Origin of the sequence: Streptomyces sp. NPDC012508 (genome assembly GCF_042902595.1) — a bacterium.
In the GTDB taxonomy this organism is placed as follows: Bacteria; Actinomycetota; Actinomycetes; order Streptomycetales; family Streptomycetaceae; genus Streptomyces.
This window is the reverse complement of the sequence record NZ_JBIBEO010000006.1, coordinates 264553-287350: the sequence shown is the minus strand read 5'-3', so window position 1 is coordinate 287350 and position 22798 is coordinate 264553. Positions and strand designations below refer to the sequence as shown.

The 22798-nt window shown below is 71.6% G+C and carries 20 protein-coding genes; 13 read left to right on the top strand and 7 right to left on the bottom strand.

Features of this window, described 5'->3' with window-relative positions:
* The first annotated feature begins 136 nt into the window (after positions 1-136).
* Positions 137-4696: a glutamate synthase large subunit gene (gltB, locus tag ACFY8U_RS21975; RefSeq protein ID WP_389572644.1), complete on the top strand. Its 4560-nt coding sequence runs from the start codon at positions 137-139 to the stop codon at positions 4694-4696.
* Positions 4689-6149 (top strand): glutamate synthase subunit beta, encoded by a 1461-nt coding sequence (locus tag ACFY8U_RS21970; protein WP_389572641.1) that lies wholly within the window; start codon positions 4689-4691, stop codon positions 6147-6149. The genes gltB and ACFY8U_RS21970 overlap by 8 nt, the downstream gene beginning before the upstream one ends.
* 184 nt (positions 6150-6333) lie before the next feature.
* Here ACFY8U_RS21970 and ACFY8U_RS21965 read toward each other — a convergent pair whose 3' ends face one another.
* From ACFY8U_RS21965 to ACFY8U_RS21950, 4 genes are read right to left on the bottom strand one after another with little or no spacing between them, the layout of a single operon-like run.
* A complete protein-coding gene (locus tag ACFY8U_RS21965; protein ID WP_389572639.1) occupies positions 6334-7347 on the bottom strand; it encodes a hypothetical protein in 1014 nt (337 codons plus the stop codon).
* Positions 7344-8312 (bottom strand): alpha/beta hydrolase, encoded by a 969-nt coding sequence (locus ACFY8U_RS21960; RefSeq protein ID WP_389572636.1) that lies wholly within the window; start codon positions 8310-8312, stop codon positions 7344-7346. The genes ACFY8U_RS21965 and ACFY8U_RS21960 overlap by 4 nt, the downstream gene beginning before the upstream one ends.
* Positions 8309-9040 (bottom strand): SDR family NAD(P)-dependent oxidoreductase, encoded by a 732-nt coding sequence (locus tag ACFY8U_RS21955; RefSeq protein ID WP_389572634.1) that lies wholly within the window; start codon positions 9038-9040, stop codon positions 8309-8311. Before ACFY8U_RS21955 ends, ACFY8U_RS21960 begins: the two co-directional genes overlap by 4 nt.
* Entirely contained in the window at positions 9037-10167 is a 1131-nt protein-coding gene (locus tag ACFY8U_RS21950) for an LLM class flavin-dependent oxidoreductase (RefSeq protein WP_389572631.1), read from the bottom strand. Before ACFY8U_RS21950 ends, ACFY8U_RS21955 begins: the two co-directional genes overlap by 4 nt.
* A 79-nt stretch (positions 10168-10246) precedes the next feature.
* Between ACFY8U_RS21950 and ACFY8U_RS21945 the strand changes: the two genes are divergently transcribed.
* From ACFY8U_RS21945 to ACFY8U_RS21925, 5 genes are all read left to right on the top strand, one after another.
* Entirely contained in the window at positions 10247-10909 is a 663-nt protein-coding gene (locus ACFY8U_RS21945) for a PadR family transcriptional regulator (RefSeq protein WP_389572628.1), read from the top strand.
* Positions 10909-11787, top strand: a complete 879-nt coding sequence (locus ACFY8U_RS21940) for an alpha/beta fold hydrolase (protein WP_389572625.1) — start codon at positions 10909-10911, stop codon at positions 11785-11787. Before ACFY8U_RS21945 ends, ACFY8U_RS21940 begins: the two co-directional genes overlap by 1 nt.
* A 117-nt stretch (positions 11788-11904) precedes the next feature.
* Positions 11905-12624, top strand: a complete 720-nt coding sequence (locus ACFY8U_RS21935; protein WP_389572622.1) for a vWA domain-containing protein — start codon at positions 11905-11907, stop codon at positions 12622-12624.
* Positions 12625-12677: 53 nt separating this feature from the next.
* Positions 12678-13058: a VOC family protein gene (locus ACFY8U_RS21930; RefSeq protein WP_389572619.1), complete on the top strand. Its 381-nt coding sequence runs from the start codon at positions 12678-12680 to the stop codon at positions 13056-13058.
* A gap of 41 nt (positions 13059-13099) precedes the next feature.
* On the top strand, positions 13100-13618 hold the full coding sequence (locus ACFY8U_RS21925; RefSeq protein ID WP_389572616.1) for a pyridoxamine 5'-phosphate oxidase family protein: 519 nt from the start codon (positions 13100-13102) through the stop codon (positions 13616-13618).
* Here the strand turns inward: ACFY8U_RS21925 and ACFY8U_RS21920 are convergent.
* Together ACFY8U_RS21920 and ACFY8U_RS21915 are read right to left on the bottom strand one after the other, a co-directional pair.
* Positions 13613-14692, bottom strand: a complete 1080-nt coding sequence (locus ACFY8U_RS21920; RefSeq protein WP_389572613.1) for an acyl-CoA dehydrogenase family protein — start codon at positions 14690-14692, stop codon at positions 13613-13615. The genes ACFY8U_RS21925 and ACFY8U_RS21920 overlap by 6 nt on opposite strands.
* Complete coding sequence (locus tag ACFY8U_RS21915) at positions 14692-15885, bottom strand: acyl-CoA dehydrogenase family protein (RefSeq protein ID WP_389572610.1); 1194 nt, start codon at positions 15883-15885, stop codon at positions 14692-14694. The genes ACFY8U_RS21920 and ACFY8U_RS21915 overlap by 1 nt, the downstream gene beginning before the upstream one ends.
* Before the next feature lie 59 nt (positions 15886-15944).
* Here ACFY8U_RS21915 and ACFY8U_RS21910 point away from each other — a divergent pair, with 59 nt between their 5' ends.
* The 6 genes from ACFY8U_RS21910 (at position 15945) to ACFY8U_RS21885 (ending at position 21884) form a co-directional block, all read left to right on the top strand.
* Entirely contained in the window at positions 15945-17081 is a 1137-nt protein-coding gene (locus tag ACFY8U_RS21910; RefSeq protein WP_389573261.1) for an acyl-CoA dehydrogenase family protein, read from the top strand.
* Positions 17078-17884: an SDR family oxidoreductase gene (locus ACFY8U_RS21905; protein ID WP_389572607.1), complete on the top strand. Its 807-nt coding sequence runs from the start codon at positions 17078-17080 to the stop codon at positions 17882-17884. Before ACFY8U_RS21910 ends, ACFY8U_RS21905 begins: the two co-directional genes overlap by 4 nt.
* Positions 17885-17899: 15 nt before the next feature.
* Positions 17900-18529 (top strand): TetR/AcrR family transcriptional regulator, encoded by a 630-nt coding sequence (locus ACFY8U_RS21900; protein WP_361766607.1) that lies wholly within the window; start codon positions 17900-17902, stop codon positions 18527-18529.
* An 18-nt stretch (positions 18530-18547) separates the two neighbouring features.
* A complete protein-coding gene (locus ACFY8U_RS21895; protein WP_389572604.1) occupies positions 18548-19705 on the top strand; it encodes an acetyl-CoA C-acetyltransferase in 1158 nt (385 codons plus the stop codon).
* Between the two features lie 226 nt (positions 19706-19931).
* Positions 19932-20135 carry a cold-shock protein gene (locus ACFY8U_RS21890; protein WP_290114082.1) on the top strand — a complete coding sequence of 68 codons (204 nt, stop codon included), beginning with the start codon at positions 19932-19934 and terminating at the stop codon, positions 20133-20135.
* 90 nt (positions 20136-20225) lie between these two features.
* The gene (locus tag ACFY8U_RS21885; RefSeq protein ID WP_389572600.1) at positions 20226-21884 is read left to right on the top strand and encodes a DEAD/DEAH box helicase; all 1659 of its coding nucleotides are present in this window, start codon (positions 20226-20228) and stop codon (positions 21882-21884) included.
* Here the strand turns inward: ACFY8U_RS21885 and ACFY8U_RS21880 are convergent.
* Positions 21881-22777, bottom strand: coding sequence for a tyrosine-protein phosphatase (locus ACFY8U_RS21880; protein ID WP_389572597.1), 897 nt, complete (start codon positions 22775-22777; stop codon positions 21881-21883). The genes ACFY8U_RS21885 and ACFY8U_RS21880 overlap by 4 nt on opposite strands.
* Between the last annotated feature and the right edge of the window lie 21 nt (positions 22778-22798).

Genomic DNA, 22798 nt, shown 5'->3' with positions numbered 1-22798 from the left:
TCAGCGGTGTCCGCATGCTGGAATGAGCTATCCGCTTCGCGAGAAGCCAGCCATCATGTAACCTGCACGAAATTTCGCGGAGGGCCAACGTCGTCCCTCGGCAGCTGCATATGCCACGACGACGACGGGAGAGCCGATGCGTTCCGACGCCTGGTCGCCCATGGACGGTCGCCCCGCTCCGCAGGGGATGTACGACCCCCGTAACGAACACGACGCCTGTGGTGTCGGGTTCGTGGCCACCCTGACCGGTGTTGCCAGCCACGCGCTGGTCGAGCAGGCGCTGACCGTACTGCGCAACCTCGAGCACCGCGGCGCCACCGGCTCCGAGCCCGACTCCGGAGACGGCGCCGGCATCCTGCTCCAGGTCCCGGACGCCTTCCTGCGCGAGGTCACCGACTTCGACCTTCCCGACGCCGGCGCCTACGCCGTCGGTATCGCCTTCCTCCCTGCCGACGGCTCCGCACAGGCCGTCTCGCAGATCGAGACGATCGCGTCCGAGGAGGGTCTGAACGTCCTCGGCTGGCGTGAGGTCCCCGTCGCCCCCGAGCTGCTCGGCGCCTCCGCCCGCTCCACCATGCCGGTCTTCCGTCAGCTCTTCGTCGCCGACGGCACGAGCACGGACATCGCGCTCGACCGCAAGGCGTTCGTGCTGCGCAAGCGCGCCGAGCGCGAGGCCGGGACGTACTTCCCGTCCCTCTCCGCCCGCACCATCGTCTACAAGGGCATGCTGACCACCGGCCAGCTGGAGCCCTTCTTCCCGGACCTGTCGGACCGCCGCTGCGCCACCGCCGTGGCCCTGGTCCACTCCCGGTTCTCCACCAACACCTTCCCGAGCTGGCCGCTGGCCCACCCGTACCGCTTCGTCGCGCACAACGGTGAGATCAACACGGTCAAGGGCAACCGCAACTGGATGGTGGCCCGCGAGTCCCAGCTCGCCTCCGACCTCTTCGGCGAGGGCAAGCTCGACCGCATCTTCCCGGTCTGCACCCCGGACGCCTCCGACTCGGCCTCCTTCGACGAGGTCCTGGAGCTGCTCCACCTCGGCGGCCGTTCGCTGCCGCACTCGGTCCTGATGATGGTCCCCGAGGCGTGGGAGAACCACGACTCCATGGACCCGGCCCGGCGCGCCTTCTACCAGTACCACTCCACGATGATGGAGCCCTGGGACGGCCCGGCCTGTGTCACCTTCACCGACGGCGTCCAGGTCGGCGCGGTCCTCGACCGCAACGGTCTGCGCCCCGGCCGCTACTGGGTCACCGACGAGGGCCTCGTCGTCCTCTCCTCCGAGGTCGGCGTCCTCGACATCGACCCCGCGAAGGTCGTCCGCAAGGGCCGCCTCCAGCCCGGCAAGATGTTCCTCGTCGACACCGCAGAGCACCGGATCATCGAGGACGACGAGATCAAGGCCGGCCTCGCCGCCGAGAAGCCGTACGCGGAGTGGCTGGAGACCGGCGAGATCACGCTCGAGGACCTCCCCGAGCGCGAGCACATCGTCCACACCCACGCCTCGGTCACCCGCCGCCAGCAGACCTTCGGCTACACCGAGGAAGAGCTCCGCATCATCCTCGCCCCGATGGCCCGCACCGGCGGCGAGCCGCTCGGCTCCATGGGCACGGACTCCCCGATCGCGGCCCTGTCCGAGCGCCCCCGGCTGCTCTTCGACTACTTCACCCAGCTCTTCGCGCAGGTCACCAACCCGCCGCTGGACGCCATCCGCGAGGAGCTCGTCACCTCGCTGCACTCCTCGCTGGGCCCGCAGGGCAACCTCCTGGAGCCGACCGCGGCCTCCTGCCGCAGCGTCACCCTGCCCTTCCCGGTGATCGACAACGACGAGCTGGCCAAGCTCATCCACATCAACGCCGACGGCGACATGCCCGGCATGAAGGCCGCGACCCTGTCCGGCCTGTACCGGGTCTCCGGCGGCGGCGACGCGCTCGCCGCCCGCATCGAGGAGATCTGCACCGAGGTCGACGCGGCGATCGAGGGCGGCGCCCACCTGCTCGTCCTCTCCGACCGGCACTCCGACGCCGAGCACGCGCCGATCCCGTCGCTGCTGCTCACCGCGGCCGTCCACCACCACCTCATCCGTACCAAGCAGCGCACCCAGGTGGGTCTGCTGGTCGAGGCCGGGGACGTCCGCGAGGTCCACCACGTGGCCCTCCTCATCGGCTACGGCGCCGCCGCCGTCAACCCGTACCTGGCGATGGAGTCGGTCGAGGACCTGGTCCGCGCCGGCACCTTCATCGAGGGCCTGGAGCCCGAGCAGGCCATCCGGAACCTGATCTACGCCCTCGGCAAGGGCGTCCTCAAGGTCATGTCCAAGATGGGCATCTCGACCGTCGCCTCCTACCGCGGCGCCCAGGTCTTCGAGGCCGTCGGCCTCGACACCGCCTTCGTCGAGAAGTACTTCAACGGCACGGCCACCAAGATCGGCGGCGCCGGCCTCGACGTCGTCGCCAAGGAGGTCGCCGCCCGCCACGCCAAGGCGTACCCCGCCTCCGGCGTCCCCTCCGCGCACCGCGCGCTGGAGATCGGCGGCGAGTACCAGTGGCGCCGCGAGGGCGAGCCGCACCTGTTCGACCCGGAGACCGTCTTCCGGCTCCAGCACGCCACGCGCAACAAGCGGTACGACATCTTCAAGAAGTACACGGACCGGGTGAACGAGCAGTCCGAGCGCCTGATGACGCTCCGCGGCCTGTTCGGCTTCACCTCGGACCGCGAGCCCATCTCGATCGACGAGGTCGAGTCGGTCTCCGAGATCGTCAAGCGGTTCTCGACCGGCGCCATGTCGTACGGCTCCATCTCCCGCGAGGCGCACGAGACCCTCGCGATCGCCATGAACCAGCTGGGCGGCAAGTCCAACACCGGTGAGGGCGGCGAGGACCCGGAGCGCCTGTACGACCCGGCGCGCCGCTCCTCCATCAAGCAGGTCGCCTCCGGCCGCTTCGGTGTGACGAGCGAGTACCTGGTCAACGCGGACGACATCCAGATCAAGATGGCCCAGGGCGCCAAGCCCGGCGAGGGCGGCCAGCTGCCCGGCCACAAGGTCTACCCGTGGGTCGCCAAGACCCGGCACTCCACCCCGGGTGTCGGTCTGATCTCCCCGCCGCCGCACCACGACATCTACTCCATCGAGGACCTGGCTCAGCTGATCCACGACCTCAAGAACGCCAACCCGGCCGCGCGCATCCACGTGAAGCTGGTGTCGGAGGTCGGCGTCGGCACGGTCGCCGCCGGTGTCTCCAAGGCGCACGCGGACGTGGTCCTCATCTCCGGCCACGACGGCGGTACGGGCGCCTCGCCGCTCACCTCGCTGAAGCACGCGGGCGGTCCCTGGGAGCTCGGCCTCGCCGAGACCCAGCAGACGCTGCTGCTCAACGGGCTGCGCGACCGGATCGTCGTCCAGACCGACGGCCAGCTGAAGACCGGCCGTGACGTCGTCATCGCCGCGTTGCTCGGCGCCGAGGAGTTCGGTTTCGCGACCGCGCCGCTCGTCGTCTCCGGCTGCGTCATGATGCGCGTCTGCCACCTGGACACCTGCCCGGTCGGCATCGCCACCCAGAACCCGGTCCTGCGCGACCGCTTCTCCGGCAAGGCCGAGTTCGTCGTCAACTTCTTCGAGTTCATCGCCGAAGAGGTCCGCGAGATCCTCGCCGAGCTGGGCTTCCGTACGCTCGAAGAGGCCGTCGGCCACGCCGAGCTGCTCGACACCAGCCGCGCCGTGACGCACTGGAAGGCGCAGGGCCTGGACCTGGCCCCGCTCTTCCACGTGCCCGAGCTCCCCGAGGGCGCGGTCCGCCACGCCCTGATCGAGCAGGACCACGGTCTGGAGAAGGCCCTCGACAACGAGCTGATCGAGCTCGCCGCCGAGGCGCTGGGTGCGGCGACGGCCGAGGAGGCCCAGCCGGTCCGGGCCCAGGTCGCGATCCGCAACATCAACCGGACGGTCGGCACCATGCTCGGCCACGAGGTGACGAAGAAGTTCGGCGGTGCGGGTCTGCCGGCCGACACCATCGACATCACCTTCACCGGCTCCGCCGGCCAGTCGTTCGGCGCCTTCCTGCCGGCCGGTGTCACGCTCCGCCTGGAGGGCGACGCCAACGACTACGTCGGCAAGGGCCTCTCCGGCGGTCGCGTCGTCGTCCGCCCGGACCGTGGCGCCGACCACCTGGCCGAGTACTCGACCATCGCCGGCAACACCATCGCGTACGGCGCGACCGGCGGCGAGCTGTTCCTGCGCGGCCGCACCGGTGAGCGCTTCTGCGTCCGCAACTCCGGCGCGCTGGTCGTCTCGGAGGGCGTGGGCGACCACGGCTGCGAGTACATGACCGGCGGCACCGCGGTCGTCCTCGGCGAGACGGGCCGCAACTTCGCGGCCGGTATGTCGGGCGGCGTCGCGTACGTCGTCGACCTCGACCGGGACAACGTGAACTCCGGCAACCTGTCCGCCGTCGAGACGCTGACGGACTCCGACAAGCAGTGGCTGCACGACGTCGTGCGCCGTCACCTCGAGGAGACCGGTTCGACGGTCGCGGAGAAGCTCCTTGCCGACTGGCCCGCGAACGCGGAGCGCTTCAGCAAGATCATCCCGTCCACGTACAAGGCAGTGCTCGCCGCCAAGGACGCCGCTGAGCTCGCCGGTCTCTCCGAGGCCGAGACCACCGAGAAGATGATGGAGGCGGCGACCAATGGCTGACCCCAAGGGCTTCCTGACCACCGGGCGCGAAGTCGCCAAGACCCGTCCGGTGGGCGAGCGCGTCAAGGACTTCAACGAGGTCTACGTTCCCGGCTCCCTGCTGCCGATCATCAGCAAGCAGGCCGGCCGCTGCATGGACTGCGGCATCCCGTTCTGCCACAACGGCTGCCCGCTCGGGAACCTGATCCCCGAGTGGAACGACTACGCCTACCGCGAGGACTGGTCGCAGGCGTCCGAGCGGCTGCACGCCACGAACAACTTCCCGGAGTTCACCGGCCGCCTGTGCCCGGCTCCGTGCGAGGCGGCGTGTGTGCTCGGCATCAACCAGCCGGCCGTCACCATCAAGAACGTCGAAGTCTCGATCATCGACAAGGCGTGGGACAGCAACGACGTCAAGCCGCAGGCGCCCGAGCGCCTGTCCGGCAAGACCGTCGCCGTGATCGGCTCGGGCCCGGCGGGTCTCGCCGCCGCCCAGCAGCTGACGCGGGCGGGCCACACGGTCGCCGTCTTCGAGCGCGCCGACCGGATCGGCGGACTGCTGCGGTACGGCATCCCCGAGTTCAAGATGGAGAAGCGGCACATCAACCGGCGCATCGAGCAGATGCGCGCGGAGGGCACCAAGTTCCGTACGGGTGTCGAGATCGGCCGCGACATCACGGCGACCGACCTGCGCAAGCGGTACGACGCCGTGGTCATCGCCGCGGGCGCCACGACCGCCCGTGACCTGCCCGTCCCTGGCCGGGAGCTGTCCGGCATCCACCAGGCGATGGAGTACCTGCCGCTCGCCAACAAGGTCGTCGAGGGTGACTTCGTCACGGCGCCGATCACGGCCGAGGGCAAGCACGTCGTCGTCATCGGCGGCGGCGACACGGGCGCGGACTGCGTGGGCACCGCCCACCGCCAGGGCGCGGCCTCGGTCACGCAGCTGGAGATCATGCCGCGTCCGGGCGAGGAGCGGCCGGCCGGCCAGCCGTGGCCGACGTTCCCGATGCTGTACAAGGTCACCTCGGCGCACGAGGAGGGCGGCGAGCGGGTCTACTCCGTCTCCACCACCCACTTCGAGGGAGACGAGGACGGCAACGTCCAGTTCCTGCACCTGGTCGAGGTCGAGTTCGTCGACGGCAAGCTGACGCAGAAGCCGGGTACGGAGCGGAAGATCCCGGCGCAGCTGGTGACGCTCGCGATGGGCTTCACGGGTACGGACGTCGAGAACGGCCTGGTCGCGCAGTTTGGTCTGGACCTCGACGAGCGGGGTAACATCGCCCGAGACGCGGACTTCGCCACCAACGTCGGTGGTGTGTTCGTGGCCGGTGACGCCGGCCGCGGCCAGTCGCTGATCGTCTGGGCGATCGCCGAGGGCCGCTCGGCCGCCCGCGGAGTCGACCGCTTCCTGACGGGCGCGAGCGACCTCCCGGCCCCGATCCGCCCGACGGACCGAGCCCTGACGGTCTGACCGTCCCGTCCCCAGGACGTCCCGTACAACGACGTACGGAACTGAGCGCGGCGCCCCCCGAATGTCCCCGACCGGACGACTGGGAGGGCGCCGCGGTGCGTGTCCCTGCGGGGTGCTGGGTGCTGGGTGCGGGGTGCGGGTGTGCGGGGTGCGGTGTGCGGGGTGTTCGTCGGGGCGGGACGCGCTACTGGAGGCTCATCCGGTGCGGGTGTGCCGGGTCCGCCGGGCAGACGAAAACCCGGTACGCGCCGTCCCGGCCGACCCGGATGCCGGTCGGCTGGTGCGGGTCGACCGGGAACGGGCCCCAACTCCCTCCGGTTTCGTACGAGTCCATCGTCAGGAGCACCCGCATCTCCGTCCCGCACACCCCGCAGAACACCCGTACGAGATCGGTCCTGTGCCAGGAGTCCCAGCCGCCGATCTTCCAGCCGGGCGCGAGTGACAGGTCGTCCTGGTAGAGCGGCGCCGCGTCCCCGGCCCGCTCCGTCAGCGCGTCCTCCCAGGCCTGGATCCGCTCGTCCAGCTCCTTCGGCAGATAGTCCCCGAACGGGTACTCGACGATCCGCTCGGGGAAGAGCACGCACGGCTTCGGGAGGTACTTCTGCCGCTCGACGACCGGGGGCTCCGGCTGGTCGGCCCACGGCTCCGCCACCTCCGCCGCCCTTCGCCAGCGAAGGTGCGTCGAAGGGCCCATGTCGCTGAGCCGACCGTCGTCGTCATGGTCCGTGAACGGGCACCACAGCACCTGGAGCAGGTCCGTCCCCGGCGGTGCGAACGTCGCCAGGTCCGGTACGTCCCGGGCGTGGAACTGGGCCAGCGCGAGAAGCGGCACGGGGGATCCGTCGTGACGGTCCGGCTGGTAGCCCGCGTCCGTCATCTCGTCCAGCTCGGCCTGTTCGGCGTCCGAGTACGGCAGGCCCTCCGCACCGGCCGGCCGGGGACGCGCCCAGGCCGCCTCGACGATCCGCTCGTACCGCCGGGCCCGCTCCGACCGCACCCCCGGCACCCGCCCATGGGCCGTCCCGCACACCGGCCACGCCTCGTCCGCCGGCCACAGCAGCGGCCCGCCCACCGAACTGTCCGCCGCCGTCGGCGTGCCCCGGCGCGGGTGAAGCCGGGTCGCCGTCCGCGCGTACGCGGCCAGTTCGGGGAAGGGGATCGTGATGTCCAGGGGACGGTACGGCGTGGTCGGCCTCACCGGCACAGGCTAGCGAGCCAGCCGGCCGCGCCCGCCAGGGCCGCGTCCGCCTCCGGCAGTACGCCTCGCGCCCCCAGGAAGCCGTGGAAGACCCCGGTGTGCAGCCGCACCTCGGCGCGGACGCCCGCCGAGGAGAGCCGGCGGGCGTAGGCCAGGCCCTCGTCCCGGAGCGGGTCGCAGTCGGCGAGGACCACGAGGGCCGGCGGGAGGCCGGTGAGGTCGGGGGCCAGACCGGGGGAGGCGGCGACCAGGTCGCCGCCCGGGCCGACGTACTGCTCCCAGTACCAGCGCATATGGGCCGTGGTGTGGAAGAAGCCCTCGGCGTACGCGTCCGCCGAGACGGAGTCGAGCCGGTGGTCGAGGGCCGGGTAGAAGAGCAGCAGGCCCGCGACCGAGGGGCCGCCCGCGTCCCGCGCGCGCAGGGCCGCGCCCGCCGCGAGATTGCCGCCGCTGGAGTCGCCCGCCAGGATCAGCGGGCCTCCGTACCGGGCGGCGGCCCACTCCAGGACCGCGTACACATCGTCCTCGGCGGCCGGGAAGCGGTCTTCGGGGGCGCGACGGTAGTCCACGGAGACCACCGAAACCCCTGCCCGGACGGCCAGTTCTCGGCAGAGGCCGTCGTGTGTGTCCAGGTCGCACAGAACCCAGCCGCCGCCATGGGCGAACACGACGACGGCCCGCTGGCCGGGATCCGCAGGCGCGTGCGCGAAACCCCCACCCGGCCCGGAGCCCGCACCCGGCCCGGAGGCGGTACCCGGCCCGGAGGCCGTACCCGGGCCCGAGGACGTGCCCGGGTCGTAGAGCCGTACCCGTACGCCGTTCGCCGTCGTCTCGTGCGGCGGCGGGACGTCCTGTACGCCCGCCCGTGCCGCCGCCCGCAGCGCCGCCGGCGATCCCGGGCCCGGGAAGTTCGCCGACATCGCCTCGCAGAGCGCCCTGGCCGCCGGTGTCAGTGGATCCGTCATCCGGTCGTCAGCCCCCCGTCCACCGTGAACTCCGCGCCCGTCACGTAGGAGGAGGCGTCCGACACCAGGAAGGCGATCAGTCCGCCGACCTCCTCCGCCCGGCCCATCCGGCCGAGCGGCACGTGCGACCAGTCCCTGCCCGCCGCCACCACCGCAGCCGTCATCGGCGTGTCGACGGCCCCCGGGTGCACCGAGTTGACCCGGATGCCGTACCTCGCCAGGTCGAGCGCCGAGGAGCGGGTCAGGCCGCGCAGTCCGAACTTGCTCGAGCCGTACGCCGCGTGGCCCGGGATGCCGACCAGGCCTGCCGTCGACGACACGTTCACGATCGAGCCGCCGCCCGCCTCGCGCAGCGCCGGCGCGACGGCCTGGATGCCGAGGAACGGGCCCAACAGGTTCACGCGGAGGAGGAGTTCGAAGTTCTCGTACGTCTCCGCCTCCACCGGAGCCGTCCGCCACTGCGCCGCGTTGTTGACCAGCGCGTCCACGTGACCGTACGACGCGACGGCGCGCGCGACCACCTCCCGCCAGCCCTCCGCCGAGGTGACGTCGTGGCGTACGAAGAGGCCCGCGTCGCCGAGCTCCGCCGCGACCGCCCGGCCCTCCTCCTCCCGCACGTCCGTGCAGACGACCCGCGCGTCCGACGCCACCAGGAGCCGGGCCTCCGCCGCGCCCTGGCCGCGCGCCGCGCCCGTGACGACCACGACCTTGCCGGAGAGGGAGGTCACGAGGTCTCCCCCGAGCGCGCGCGGAAGTGCGGGATGACCCGCTCGCCCCACTGCCGGATGGTCTCCATGCAGACGTCCTGCGGGACCGTGCCCATCTGGATCAGGCACATCACCTCGTCGACGCCGATCTCGCGCAGCCGCTCGACGTAGGCGATGGCGGTGTCGGCGTCCCCGTAGGCGTGGTCGGTGTTGTACGGGCCGGTGTCGACCGGGCGGGCCGGGACGTTCGCCTCGTGGAGCCGGGCGACCAGCTCCTCGCGGCGCTGCGCGAGCGCGGCCGTGTGGTCCTCGTCCTCGGCGTAGCCCGTGGGGGCCGGGGCGCTGCCGTACCAGTGGGCGATCGACTCGGCGAAGAACCGCTGGCCGCGCGTGCCGAGGCGCAGCGCGCGCTCCGCGTCGTCCAGGACGATCGTGGGGCAGAGCGCCGAGAAGTGGTCGTTGACCTCGGTGGAGACGAGCCGCGAGCCGTCGCGTACGGCGATGGCGTCGTCGTAGACCTTGCGCATGGCGCGGACGTCGTCGGCGCCCGCGAACCCCAGCACCAGAGCGCCGATGCCGAGTTCGGCGGCGAGCTTGAGGGTGTCGTGCTTCGAGCAGGCCATGAAGAGCGGCGGGTGCGGGTCCTGCACGGGGCGCGGGAGGACGGCGCCGGGGCCGATGTCGATGGAGCCGTGCCACTCGAACCGCTCCTCGCGCCAGGCGTGCGAGAAGATCCGCAGGGCCTCCTCCATCTGCGGATACGTGTCCTCCTGGCGCACTCCGTACATGCGCATCTCCTGCCGGGTCGCGCCCCGGCCTGCGCCGATGTCCACCCGGCCGCCGCTGAGGACGTCGAGCATGGCGGCGCGCTCGGCCACCCGTACCGGGTGCTGATAGCCGAAGGGCATGGTGACGACGCCGTGGCCGATCCGGATGCGTTCGGTGCGGGCGGCGACCCAGGACAGGAAGACCTCGGACGCGCTCATGTGCGCGTACTGGGTGAGGGAGTGGTGCTCGACGGCCCAGACGCGGTCGAAGCCCATCCGCTCGGCGTGGACGGCCTGTTCGACGCAGTCGTGGATGACCTGGCGCTCACGTTCGGGGGTCGGGTCGACGAGCTGGGCCTCGAAGATCATGGAGAACTTCACGATGAACTCCTCTATTCCGAATAGAAATACTTCTAGCAGTCATAGGTGGGGGACGGAAGAGAGTCGTAGACTTCGGTCCGTGGCGGACAAGACGACGGCGGGGCGGGGCGAAGAGCCGGAGATTCCCGGGTTTCCTGCGACCAGTTGGGCGGTGCTCGGACTGCTCTCCTTCGGTCAGGAGCTGTCCGGCTACGACCTCAAGAAGTGGGCCGACCAGTCACTGCGCTTCTTCTACTGGAGCCCGTCGTTCAGCCAGATCTACAGCGAGCTGAAGCGCCTGGAGCAGGCCGGCTTCGCCACCTCGCGGACGGTCGCCCAGGAGACGGGGAGCCGGGACAAGCGGGTCTACCGGATCACGGACGAGGGAATGACCGCCGTCCGTACCTGGGCCCGCACCGCGCCCGTCGACCCGCCGGTGCTCAAGCACGGACCGATGCTCAGGCTCTGGCTCGGCCATCTCCTCGAACCCGAGCAGATGCGCGAAGTCCTCGCCCGACACCGGGAGTTCGCCGAGACCATGCGCCTGCGCGCGGAGGCCGACGTGGAGGGGGCGAAGGCCGAGGAGGCATGGGCGTACCCCATGCTCACCCTCACATGGGCCGAGCGGTACTACGCCGCCGAGCGCGACCTCGCGGACGCCATGCTCACGGACATCGAGAACCTGGAGAGATCCCGCGCGGCAGAGAGCGGACGCCCGGACGGCGCCGCACCGCGCTCTCCCCGTACTGCCGGAGGGCTGTGATGACGACCGAGATCGAGCAGTGGTGGGCCGAGGGCGAGCAGATCACGCTCACCGTCGCCGGGGTTCCCCGCGAGGTGTTCGTGCGCCGGACCGGCAGCGGACCCGTGATGACCCTCCTCCACGGCTTCCCCAGCTCCTCGCACGACTGGGCGAGGGCGGTACCCGCGCTCGCCGCCCGTCACACCCTCCTCATACCGGACTTCCTCGGCTTCGGCGCGAGCGAGAAGCCGGCCGACCACACCTACTCGATCCATGAACAGGCCGACCTGGTGGCCGCGTTGTGGCAGCACGAGGCGGTGTACTCGACGCATCTCGTGGCCCACGACTACGGGACCACCGTGGCGCAGGAGCTCCTCGCCCGCCGCGCCGAGGGATCGTCGAAGAGCCGGATCGCGACCCTGACGCTGCTGAACGGCGGCATCTACCCCGAACTCCACCGGCCGGAACCGGCCCAGTCCGCGCTGCTCGATCCCGAGCTCGGCCCTCAGCTCAGCGCGGCGCTGAACGCCGAGCTCCTGGCCGGCGCCCTCGCACCGACCTTCGCCGAGGGCCACGACGCGAGCGCCGACGTGGCCGGGATGTGGAAGGGCCTCAGCCGCGGTGACGGACACCTGAACGCCCATCGGCTGATCCGCTACATCGACGACCGGGCCACCCACCGCGACCGCTGGGTCGGAGCCATGGAGGCCCGCGATCTGCCCACGACATTCGTCTGGGGCATGCTCGACCCCATTTCGGGTGCCCACATCGCCGAGCGGATCGCCGAGCGCATGCCGGACGCGACGCTCCACGCCCTGGCGGACGTCGGTCACTGGCCCCCGCTGGAGGCCCCGGAGCGCGTCGCCTCCCTGATCCTCGCGGTGGTGGGAAGCGCGTGACGGCTGCCCGTCGGAGAACGTGAATCGCGCCACGGCTGATCCCGTACGCTCGGGAGTCCATGCGGGAGGGAGTCCGCGCGGGAGTACTCCGCGCGGCCCTGGGGAGGGGAGCCGTCCGTGGCACTGAGTCTGCGCAAGGTCGAGGAGACCGCACCGGCGCTGGTGAGTCTCTACAAGTCGGCAGGTGTCTCCCTGCGCAAGCACGGCATGGAGGGGCAGCGCGTCGCCGTCTATCTCGTCCTCGACTACTCGGGCTCGATGAAGCCGTACTACAAGGACGGCAGCGTCCAGGCGCTGGCCGACCGGGTGCTGGGTCTCTCGGCCAACCTGGACGACGACGGCCGGGTGCCCGTGGTCTTCTTCTCCACCGACATCGACGCCGAGACCGACATCGAACTCGCCGACCACCAGGGGCGGATCGACCGGATCGTCTCCGGCCTCGGCCACATGGGGAAGACCAGCTACCACCTGGCCATGGACGCGGTCATCGACCACTACCTCGACAGCGGCGCCACCGCGCCCGCGCTCGTCGTCTTCCAGACCGACGGCGGGCCGATCAACCAGCTCGCCGCCGAGCGGTATCTGTGCAAGGCGGCGATGCTGCCGCTCTTCTGGCAGTTCATCGGCTTCGGTGACCCGGGCAGCCGGCAGTTCGAATTCCTTCGCAAGCTCGACGAGTTGGCGGTACCTGACAAGCGTCCCGTCGACAACGCCGGGTTCTTCCACGCGGGCATGGACCCGCGCAGGGTCCCGGACGCCGAGCTGTACGACCGGCTCGTCTCCGAGTTCCCCACCTGGCTCTCCGCCGCCCGGGCCCGCGCCATCGTCCGCTCCTGAGTCCTGCCGGAAAGGCGTTGGCCAGAGGGTGTTGATCAGGTGATAGTGATTCCATGGCATCTCTTGTGCGACATGTGACGATCGACTGTGCCGACGCGTACACCCTGGCGACCTTCTGGGCCGCCGTGCTGGACTCCAAGGTCTCGGACGAGGACCAGCCCGGCGACGAGGAGGCGCTGGTCGAGACGCCCGGAGGCGGTCTGCTCTTCATCCAGGTACCGGAGAAGAAGTCGGTCAAGAACCGGATCCACCTCGACCTCCAGCCGCAGGACCGCAGCCGGGACGAGGAGGTCGAGCGGCTGCTCGCTCTCGGCGCCACGTTGGTGGAGGACCACCGGAACGCGGACGGTACGGGGTGGGCGACGCTGGCGGACCCGGAGGGCAACGAGTTCTGCGTGGAGCGCAGCCGGGCGGAGCGCGAAGGCACGGAGTAATCCAGACAGAAGGTGTCTGGTATCCGGTGTTCACTGGAAACATGGGACATACCACCGGATCCGGAGCCACCTGGGCGGCCTTCGCGGCCGCCGAGCCCGCGTTCGCCACGACCGTGCGCGAGCGCTTCGGGCAGTACACCCACCACTCGCTCGCCACCCTGCGGAAGGACGGCTCGCCGCGGCTCAGCGGCATCGAGGCCGACTTCCGCTGGGACGAGCTGTGGCTCGGCATGATGCCGAACTCCCGCAAGGCGCTCGACCTGCGCCGCGACGGCCGCTTCGCGCTCCTCGCCAACCCGGGCGCGGGGACGGACATGGGCGGCGGCGACGTCCGGATCTCGGGCCGGGCCGTCGAGGTCACCGACACGGGAGCGCTGGAGCGGTACGCGGAGGCCGTGGGCATGCCGCTGCCGTTCCATGTCTTCCGCGTGGAGCTGACGGAGGTGGTCCGCACCTTCGTCGAAGGCGACGACCTGGTCGTCCGCACCTGGTCGCCGGGGCGGCAGATGCGGACGATCCGGCGCGGTACGGACGACAGCCCGCCGCGCGAGGAGTCATGAACCGCCGTACGCGTCGAGGACACGGGCCCGGCACCAGGACGGCGTGCCCCAGGCGTCCCGGAGGGGGCGGGCCTTGCGGAGCCAGAGGGAGAGATCCAGCTCCTCGGTGTAGCCGATGGCGCCATGGATCTGGAGCGCCGTGCGGGCGGCGGTGTACGCGGCCTCGCCTGCCGTGACCTTGGCGGCCGCGAGATCGGTGCTCGCGAGATCGGTGCTCGCGAGATCGGTGCTCGCGAGGCCGGTGGTCGCGGGGCCGGTGTCCGATGGGCCGGTGCTCGCGAACGTGAGCGCCGCTCCGAAGACGAGGGGGCGGGCGAACTCGAGCGCGATCAGGGTGTCGGCCAGCCGGTGCTTGACCGCCTGGAAGGAGCCGATCGCCGTACCGAACTGCCGGCGCTGCTTGGCGTACGCCACGGTCCGTTCGAGCAGCGTGAGCCCGACGCCGAGCGCCTGAGCGGCGGTCGCGAGCATGGCCCAGTCCCCGGCCCGCGCGACGGCCGCCGTCACACCGGGCCCGGCGGCGAGGAGCTCCCCGCCCGGTGCGGGCCGCGCGAACCGGCGTGCGGGATCGGCGGAGATCCGTACGTCCTCGTACCCGTCGGCGATCCGCAGCTCGTCCCCTCGGACGACGAGGACGAGGTCGGCGCTGTCCGCGTCCAGGGCGGCGCCCCGGGGCGGGGCGGGAGGCGCGCCCACCGCCAGCGTGGCGATCGTCCCGCCCGTGGCGATTCCCGGGAGCAGCCGCTTCGCGGGGCCGTCGTCGCCCTGCCGCGCCAGCTCCGCGAGCAGCGCCGACACCGCCACCGTCTCGACGGCCGGACCCGGCACTCCATGCCGGCCCAACTCCACGAACGCCGTGACCAGTTCGACCGGCAGCGGGCCCACGCCCTCGTACGGCTCCGGCACCGCGAGCGCGAGGGCGCCCGCCTCCGCGAGACGGGACCACAGGGCGCGACCCGGGGACTGATCGCCCGCCGCCCAGGCCCGTATCACCGTCGGCGTCCCCGCCGCCGCCAGCATCGCGTCCAGCGAGCGCGCGAAGTCGCGCTGCTCCTCCGTCGCCAGGAACTCCATCAGCGCCGCCCCTTCGGCAGGCCGAGCAGCCGCTCGGCGATGATGTCGCGCTGGATCTCGTTCGTGCCCGCGTAGATCGGGCCCGCGAGGGAGAAGACGTACCCCTCGCCCCACGCGCCGTCCGCCGACTCCGCCTCGTCGCCCAGCAGATCGAGCGCCGTCTCGTGCAGCGCGATGTCGTACTCCGACCAGAAGACCTTGTTCAGGCTCGACTCCGCCCCCTTCGTCGCCCCCGCGGCGAGGCGCGCGGCGGCGCCCGCCGTGAAGAGCTGGTACGCCCGTGCCCCGATCACCGCGTCCGCGACCCGGTCGCGGACCCCCCGGTCCTCGCCGCCCGCGCGCCACAGCCGGACGAGCCGGTCGGCGGCGGCGAGGAAGCGGCCGGGGGAGCGGAGCATCAGACCGCGCTCGTTGCCGGTCGTGGACATCGCGATCCGCCAGCCCTGGCCGGGCTCCCCGATCACGTCCTCGTCCGGCACGAAGACCTCGTCGAGGAAGAGCTCGGCGAACGCCGGCTTCCCGTCGAGGCGCCCGACGGGCCGGACGGTCACCCCCGGCGCGCGCAGGTCGAACATCAGATACGTCAGCCCCCGGTGCGGCCGGGCGGGGTCCGTCTCGGGGTCGGTGCGGAAGATGCCGAAGGCGCGGTCCGCGAAGGCCGCCCGCGACGACCAGGTCTTCTGCCCGGACAGCAGCCAGCCGCCCTCCGTCCGTACGGCCCGCGAGGTCAGTGAGGCGAGGTCGGAGCCGGACTCCGGCTCCGACCAGGCCTGCGCCCAGACGACCTCCCCCGTCGCCATCGACGGCAGCACGCGGGCCCGCTGCTCCTCCGTGGCGTGGTCGAAGAGGGTCGGGGCGAGGAGGCTGATGCCGTTCTGCGAGACCCGGCCGGGCGCCCCCGCCGCGTAGTACTCCTCCTCGAAGACCAGCCACCGGAAGATGTCGGCGTCCCGGCCGCCGTACCGCTCGGGCCAGGACACGACCGACCAGCGGCCGGCGGCCAGCTCCGCCTCCCAGGCGCGGTGCGCGGCGAAACCCTCCTCGGTCTCCAGGGACGGCAACGGCTCGGCGGGGACATGAGCCCGCAGCCACTCCCGGGCCTCCAGGCGGAAGGCGTCCTCCTCGGGGCGGTACGAGGCGTTTTCTTCGGCGCGGTACGAGGCGTCCTCCTCGGCGGTGTGCGACGGGTCCATCGGGACACTCCTTCCCTAACAAGTGTTTGGTAGGTTAACGTACGGCCATGAGCAGCGCCATGAGCAGCGTCGAGGAGTTCCGCGCCGAGATACGCGCCTGGCTGCGGACCCACCTCGTCGGGGAGTTCGCCGGCCTCAAGGGTCTCGGCGGACCCGGCCGCGAGCACGAGGCGTTCGCCGAACGCCTCGCCTGGGAACGCCACTTGGCCGCCCACGGCTGGACCTGCGTCGGCTGGCCGAAGGAGCACGGCGGGCGCGGCGCGAGCATCGAGGAGCAGATCGCCTTCCACGAGGAGTACGCACTCGCCGACGCCCCCGCCCGGGTCAACCACATCGGCGAACAGCTCCTCGGCCCCACCCTCATCGACCACGGCACCGAGGAGCAGAAGGCCCGCTTCCTGCCCCCGATCCGGGCCGTCGAGGAGCTCTGGTGCCAGGGCTACAGCGAGCCGGAGGCCGGCTCCGACCTCGCCGCCGTCCGCACCCGCGCCGTGCGGGAGGGCGACGAGTGGGTGGTGACCGGCCAGAAGATCTGGACCTCGCTCGCCCACGAGTCCCAGTGGTGCTTCGTCGTCGCCCGCACCGAGCCCGGCTCCCGGCGCCATGCCGGACTCTCGTACCTGCTCGTCCCCCTGGACCGGCCGGGCGTCGAGATCCGGCCGATCGTCCAGCTCACCGGCACCAGCGAGTTCAACGAGGTCTTCTTCGACGGGGCCAGGACCGCCGCCGCGAACGTCGTCGGCGAGCCCGGCGACGGCTGGCGCATCGCCATGGCCACCCTCGGCCACGAACGCGGTGTCTCCACCCTCGGCCAACAGGTCGGCTTCCGCCGCGAGCTGGAAGGCCTCATCGCGCTCGCCCGGCGCAACGGCGCCCTCGCCGACCCGCTGATCCGCGACCGGCTCACCCGGGCGTGGACCGGGCTCCAGGCCATGCGCGCGAGCGCCCTGCGCGGCACCGATCCCTCCATGGCCAAGCTCTACTGGTCGCACTGGCACCGCGACCTCGGCGAGCTGGCCATGGACGTCTGCGGCGCCGCCTCCACGGTCGTCGCCGCCGAGCCGTACGAACTCGACGCATGGCAGCGGCTGTTCCTCTTCTCCCGCGCCGACACCATCTACGCCGGATCGAGCGAGATCCAGCGCAACCTCATCGCCGAGCGGGTGCTCGGCCTCCCCAAGGAGCCGCGCCCATGACCCCACCCGCGACCCCACCGGGCGCCCCGCCCCCGTACGTTCCCGGGCACGGCCTCCTGGCCGGCCGTACCGCAGTCATCACCGCCGCCGCCGGAGCGGGCATCGGCGGGGCCACCGCCCGCCGCTTCCTTGAGGAGGGCGCCCGAGTCCTCATCAGCGACGCCCACGCCCGCCGCCTCAAGGAGACCGAGGCCGCCCTCGCCGCAGAGTTCGGCGCGGACCAGGTCGACGCGCTCCCCTGCGACGTCACCGACGAGAGCCAGGTCCAGGCCCTCTTCGACACCGCCGTACGGCTCCACGGCCGCCTCGACGCCGTCGTCAACAACGCCGGGCTCGGCGGCACCGCCGCGCTCGTCGACATGACCGACGCCCAGTGGAGCCGCGTCCTCGACGTCACCCTGACCGGCACCTTCCGCTGCACCCGCGCCGCACTGCGCCGCTTCGAGGCCGCCGAGCAGGGAGGCGTGATCGTCAACAACGCCTCCGTCGTCGGCTGGCGCGCCCAGGAGGGCCAGGCCCACTACGCCGCCGCCAAGGCCGGCGTCATGGCCCTCACCCGCTGCGCCGCCGTCGAGGCCGCGGCGTACGGCGTCCGTGTCAACGCCGTCTCCCCGTCCCTCGCCATGCACCCGCACCTGGTCAAGGTCACCTCCGCCGAGCTGCTCGCCGAGCTCACCGAGCGCGAGGCGTTCGGGCGGTACGCCGAGCCCTGGGAGGTCGCCAACGTCATCGTCTTCCTCACCAGCGGCTACTCCTCCTACATGACCGGCGAGACCGTCTCGGTCAGCAGCCAGCACGCGTAGGACCAGAATGGACGTGTGCCGAAGACCGTCAGCAGCAACAGCAAGAAGAAGCCCCCCGTGACCGCCTCGCCCGAGCGCCGCCGGGAACTCCTGGACACCGCGGCCGAGGTGTTCGCCGCCCAGGGGTACAACGCCACGACCGTACGGAAGATCGCCGACGCCGCCGGCATGCTCGCCGGCAGCCTCTACTACCACTTCGATTCCAAGGAATCGATGCTCGACGAGATCCTCTCCACCTTCCTGACCGAGCTGTGGGAGGGGTACGACGCCGTCCTCGCCGCAGGACTCGGCCCCAGGGAGACCATCGAGGCCCTCGTCACCGAGTCCTTCCGGGAGATCGACCGGCACCGCGCCGCCGTCGCGATCTACCAGAAGGAGTCCAGGCACCTCACCGACCAGCCCCGCTTCCACTACCTCTCGGACTCGCAGCAGAAGTTCGAGAAGGCGTGGCTGGGCACGCTGGAGCGCGGGGTCGAGGCCGGTACCTTCCGCGCCGACCTCGACATCCGGCTCACCTACCGGTTCGTGCGCGACACCGTATGGGTCGCCGCGTCCTGGTACCGCCCGGGCGGACAGCACAGCCCGGACGAGATCGCCCGCCAGTACCTGTCGATGGTCCTGGACGGAATCGCCGTACGTCCCTAGACGTCTGGAGGAGTTGTCATGGCCGAGGCCTACATCGTCGAAGCGGTCCGCACCCCGGTGGGCCGCCGCAAGGGAGGCCTGGCCTCCGCCCACCCGGCGGACCTCGGCGCGCACGTCCTGAAGGCCCTCGTCGCCCGCTCCGGCGTCGACCCCTCCGCCGTCGAGGACGTCGTCTTCGGCTGCCTCGACACCGTGGGCCCGCAGGCTGGCGACATCGCCCGTACGGCATGGCTGGCGGCCGGCCTCCCCGAGGAGGTCCCCGGCGTCACGATCGACCGCCAGTGCGGCTCCTCCCAGCAGGCCGTGCACTTCGCGGCGCAGGGCGTCCTGTCCGGCACCCAGGACCTGGTCGTGGCCGGCGGCACCCAGAACATGTCGGTGATCCCGATCGCCTTCGCCTCCCGGCAGGCCGCCGAACCCCTCGGCCTGACCGACGGCCCCTACGCCGGCTCCGAGGGGTGGCGGGCCCGGTACGGCGACGCGCCCGTCAACCAGTTCCACGGCGCCGAGCTGATCGCCAAGAAGTGGGGCATCACCCGCCGTGACCAGGAGGAATTCGCCCTCCGCTCCCACCGGCGGGCGCTGCGCGCGATCGACGAGGGCCGCTTCGAGCGCGAGACCGTCCCCTATGGCGACGTGACCGTGGACGAGGGCCCGCGCCGGGACACCACCCTGGAGAAGATGGCCGGGCTGAAGCCGGTCGTCGAGGGCGGCACCATCACGGCGGCCTGCTCCTCCCAGGTCTCCGACGGCGCTGCGGCGATGCTCCTGGCGAGCAAGCGGGCCGTACGGGAGCACGGTCTGACGCCGCGCGCCCGTGTCCATCACCTCTCGGTGCGGGGCGAGGACCCGATCCGGATGCTCTCCGCCCCGATACCGGCCACCGCCCACGCCCTGAAGAAGACCGGCATGACCATCGACGACATGGACCTCGTCGAGATCAACGAAGCCTTCGCCCCGGTCGTCCTCGCCTGGCTGAAGGAGACGGGCGCCGACCCGGAGCGGGTCAACGTCAACGGCGGCGCGATCGCCCTCGGACACCCCCTGGGCGCGACGGGCGTGAAGCTGATGACGACCCTCCTCCACGAACTGGAACGAACGGGCGGCCGCTTCGGCCTCCAGACGATGTGCGAGGGTGGGGGCCAGGCCAACGTGACGATCATCGAGCGGCTCTGACCGTCAGCACGTGCCGTGACGATCATCGAGCGGCTCCGACCTTCTCACCGCTCCCGGTGTGATGCTCGTCGCCGTCCCGCCCTCCGGGTGGGGCGGCATGCTAAGGTTTCACTGTTGCTAGTTGGTACCCATGAACTTTATGTGCGCCTGACGGGAATGTTCCTCAGGCGCAATTTTGTTTTCCGGACTCTCCGGGATGGGACCCTTACCTATTCAGGAGATAATTGTGGCTACCGGAACCGTGAAGTGGTTCAACGCCGAAAAGGGCTTCGGCTTCATCGAGCAGGACGGCGGCGGCGCCGACGTCTTCGCCCACTACTCGAACATCGCGACCTCTGGCTTCCGTGAGCTGCAGGAAGGCCAGAAGGTCACCTTCGACGTCACGCAGGGCCAGAAGGGCCCGCAGGCGGAGAACATCCTCCCGGCCTAATTGCCGGACGCGTTTTCTCGCAGCCGGGACCCGCACCGCGCAGGTGCGGGTCCCGGCTTGTGCTGTGCTCAGGCCAGGAAGGCATTTCCCATGACCCGATCCGAAAGGCGGCCCCGCAGGGCCGCGGAATCCCGCTCCGGAAACCCGTCCGGAAATACCCGCCGTGGCTCCGCCGCCGCCCCCAAGGGCAAGGCCAAGGGCGCCGGCCGTGGCCGTGGACCGGCCTCGCCTCCGCCGCCGCGTGAGTTCACCCTGCCCGAGACGCTGACGCCCGCGCTCCCCTCCGTCGAATCCTTCGACGCCCTCGACATGCCCGCGGCCCTGGTCAAGACCCTGGGCGCCCAGGGCGTGACCGAGCCGTTCCCGATCCAGGGCGCCACCCTGCCGAACTCGCTCGCCGGCCGGGACATCCTCGGCCGCGGCCGCACCGGCTCCGGCAAGACCCTCGCCTTCGGCCTCGCGCTCCTCGCCCGCACCGCGGGCCGCCGCGCCGAGCCCAAGGCCCCGCTGGCCCTGGTCCTGGTGCCCACGCGCGAGCTCGCCCAGCAGGTCACCGACGCCCTCGCCCCGTACGCCACCTCGGTGCAGCTGCGGCTCGCCACCGTCGTCGGCGGTCTGTCGATCACCAAGCAGGCCAACTCCCTGCGCCGTGGCGCCGAAGTCGTCATCGCCACGCCCGGCCGCCTGAAGGACCTCATCGAGCGGGGCGACTGCCGGCTCGACCAGGTCGCGATCACGGTCCTCGACGAGGCCGACCAGATGGCCGACATGGGCTTCATGCCGCAGGTCACCGCGCTCCTCAAGCAGGTCGAGCCCGACGGCCAGCGGATGCTCTTCTCCGCGACGCTCGACCAGAACATCGACCGGCTCGTGAAGATGTTCCTCGACGACCCGGTCGTGCACTCCGTCGACCCGTCCGCCGGCGCCGTCACGACGATGGAGCACCACCTGCTCTACATCGCCGACGAGACCGACAAGAAGGCCGTCACGCTGAAGATCGCCGCCCGCGACGGCCGCACGATCCTCTTCCTGGACACCAAGCGTGCCGTGGACCGCCTGGTCAAGCGGCTGCTCGCCAGTGGCGTACGCGCCTCCGGCCTGCACGGCGGCCGCTCGCAGCCGCAGCGCAACCGCACCCTGGACCAGTTCAAGAACGGTCAGGTCACCGCGCTCGTGGCGACCAACGTGGCGGCCCGTGGCATCCACGTCGACGACCTCGACCTGGTCGTGAACGTCGACCCGCCCATCGACCACAAGGACTACCTGCACCGGGGCGGCCGCACCGCCCGGGCCGGCGAGTCCGGCAGCGTGGTCACCCTCGTCCTGCCCGAGCAGAAGCGCGACATGGGCCGGCTGATGTCGAACGCCGGCATCAGCCCGCGTACGGCGCAGATCAAGTCCAGCGACGACGAGCTGACCCGTCTCACCGGCGCCCGCGAGCCCTCGGGCGTCCCGGTCGTCATCGAGGTCCCGCAGCCGACGCAGCCCGCGCAGCCCCGCACCGGCGGCCAGCGCTCGCGCCGCGGCGGCGGTGGCGGCGGCCGTTCCCGCTCGGGCGCCAACACCCGTACGGGTACGGCTGGTTCGCGTACGGGAGCGGGTACGGCCGGTGCGCGCACCGGAGCGGGTACCGGCGGTGCGCGTACGGGTACGGGTGGCGCGTCCACCCGCACCCGCAGCGGCGGCGGTTCCGGCTCCGGGACCGGCGGCGGCCGTGGCGGTCGCCGTGGCGGCGGCGCGTCCGCCTAGTCGACGAGGCGGTCCTGGAGCTTCGCCAGCGTGCTCAGCTCCAGGCCGAGGCCTTGGGTGAGGTAGCGGAAGAGGCTGCCGTACCCCGCCTTGACCTCGTCGAGCGCGGTCTTCAGATACTCGGTCCGCACCTCCTGGAGAGGGATGATCAGGTCCGGGTTCTGCATGAGCCCGCCCTGCTTCAATCCCTCCCGCACCTTCGCGTCGTACGCCGCCCGGAAGGTGTTCGAGGCCAGGTAGTCGCCGACGGCCGTCGTCTCCGGCACGCCCAGAGCCGTCAGGAGCAGGTAACTCGTCCAGCCCGTACGGTCCTTGCCCGAGGTGCAGTGGTACAGCGACGGTGTCGCGCCCAGGCCGGCCAGCTCGCGGAGCGTGAGGCCGAGCTGGGCACGGTTCGCCGCGCTCGTGACGAAGGAGCGGTACACCTCCCGCATGAAGGCGGCCGCCCGGCCGCCGCCGAGCATCTCCTCCTGCCGCACCGGGTCACGGGAGCCGATCGCCGCGAGCAGCTGCCCGAACAGGCCGTTGTCGGTGACCGGCCGTGACACCGCCACGAGCCCGGCCGGGAGCCGGTCGGCGCCGTCGTACTGGACCTCCAGCGGGATCCGGAAGTCGACGACCCGGCCCAGCCGCAGCCCGGCGAGCGTCGTCACGTCGGCGTCGGTCAGCTTGCTCAGGGCGTCGGCGCGGTAGACCAGGCCGTGCCGGACCCGTTCGCCCGTGTACGTCAGGTAGCCGCCCAGGTCACGTACGTTGACCGCGCCCTGGAGCGGGATGTGGCGGACGGCCGCGGCGCGGGCACGGCTCCGGGGCGCCGCGACGGCCGGGGCGGTGACCGCCGTGAACGCGGCGGCGGTGGCGGTGCTCAGCAGTGCGCGTCTCGACAAAGGCATGAGGGAACTCCCGTGGGGGAC

What these genes read in the sequence shown, in the direction of transcription:
- gltB (WP_389572644.1), top strand. Translation starts at nt 137, where the DNA reads ATGCGTTCCGACGCCTGGTCGCCCATGGACGGTCGCCCCGCTCCGCAG.
- ACFY8U_RS21970 (WP_389572641.1), top strand. Translation starts at nt 4,689, where the DNA reads ATGGCTGACCCCAAGGGCTTCCTGACCACCGGGCGCGAAGTCGCCAAG.
- ACFY8U_RS21960 (WP_389572636.1), bottom strand. Translation starts at nt 8,312, where the DNA reads ATGACGGATCCACTGACACCGGCGGCCAGGGCGCTCTGCGAGGCGATG.
- ACFY8U_RS21940 (WP_389572625.1), top strand. Translation starts at nt 10,909, where the DNA reads ATGACGACCGAGATCGAGCAGTGGTGGGCCGAGGGCGAGCAGATCACG.
- ACFY8U_RS21930 (WP_389572619.1), top strand. Translation starts at nt 12,678, where the DNA reads ATGGCATCTCTTGTGCGACATGTGACGATCGACTGTGCCGACGCGTAC.
- ACFY8U_RS21925 (WP_389572616.1), top strand. Translation starts at nt 13,100, where the DNA reads ATGGGACATACCACCGGATCCGGAGCCACCTGGGCGGCCTTCGCGGCC.
- ACFY8U_RS21920 (WP_389572613.1), bottom strand. Translation starts at nt 14,692, where the DNA reads ATGGAGTTCCTGGCGACGGAGGAGCAGCGCGACTTCGCGCGCTCGCTG.
- ACFY8U_RS21915 (WP_389572610.1), bottom strand. Translation starts at nt 15,885, where the DNA reads ATGGACCCGTCGCACACCGCCGAGGAGGACGCCTCGTACCGCGCCGAA.
- ACFY8U_RS21910 (WP_389573261.1), top strand. Translation starts at nt 15,945, where the DNA reads ATGAGCAGCGTCGAGGAGTTCCGCGCCGAGATACGCGCCTGGCTGCGG.
- ACFY8U_RS21905 (WP_389572607.1), top strand. Translation starts at nt 17,078, where the DNA reads ATGACCCCACCCGCGACCCCACCGGGCGCCCCGCCCCCGTACGTTCCC.
- ACFY8U_RS21895 (WP_389572604.1), top strand. Translation starts at nt 18,548, where the DNA reads ATGGCCGAGGCCTACATCGTCGAAGCGGTCCGCACCCCGGTGGGCCGC.
- ACFY8U_RS21885 (WP_389572600.1), top strand. Translation starts at nt 20,226, where the DNA reads ATGACCCGATCCGAAAGGCGGCCCCGCAGGGCCGCGGAATCCCGCTCC.
- ACFY8U_RS21880 (WP_389572597.1), bottom strand. Translation starts at nt 22,777, where the DNA reads ATGCCTTTGTCGAGACGCGCACTGCTGAGCACCGCCACCGCCGCCGCG.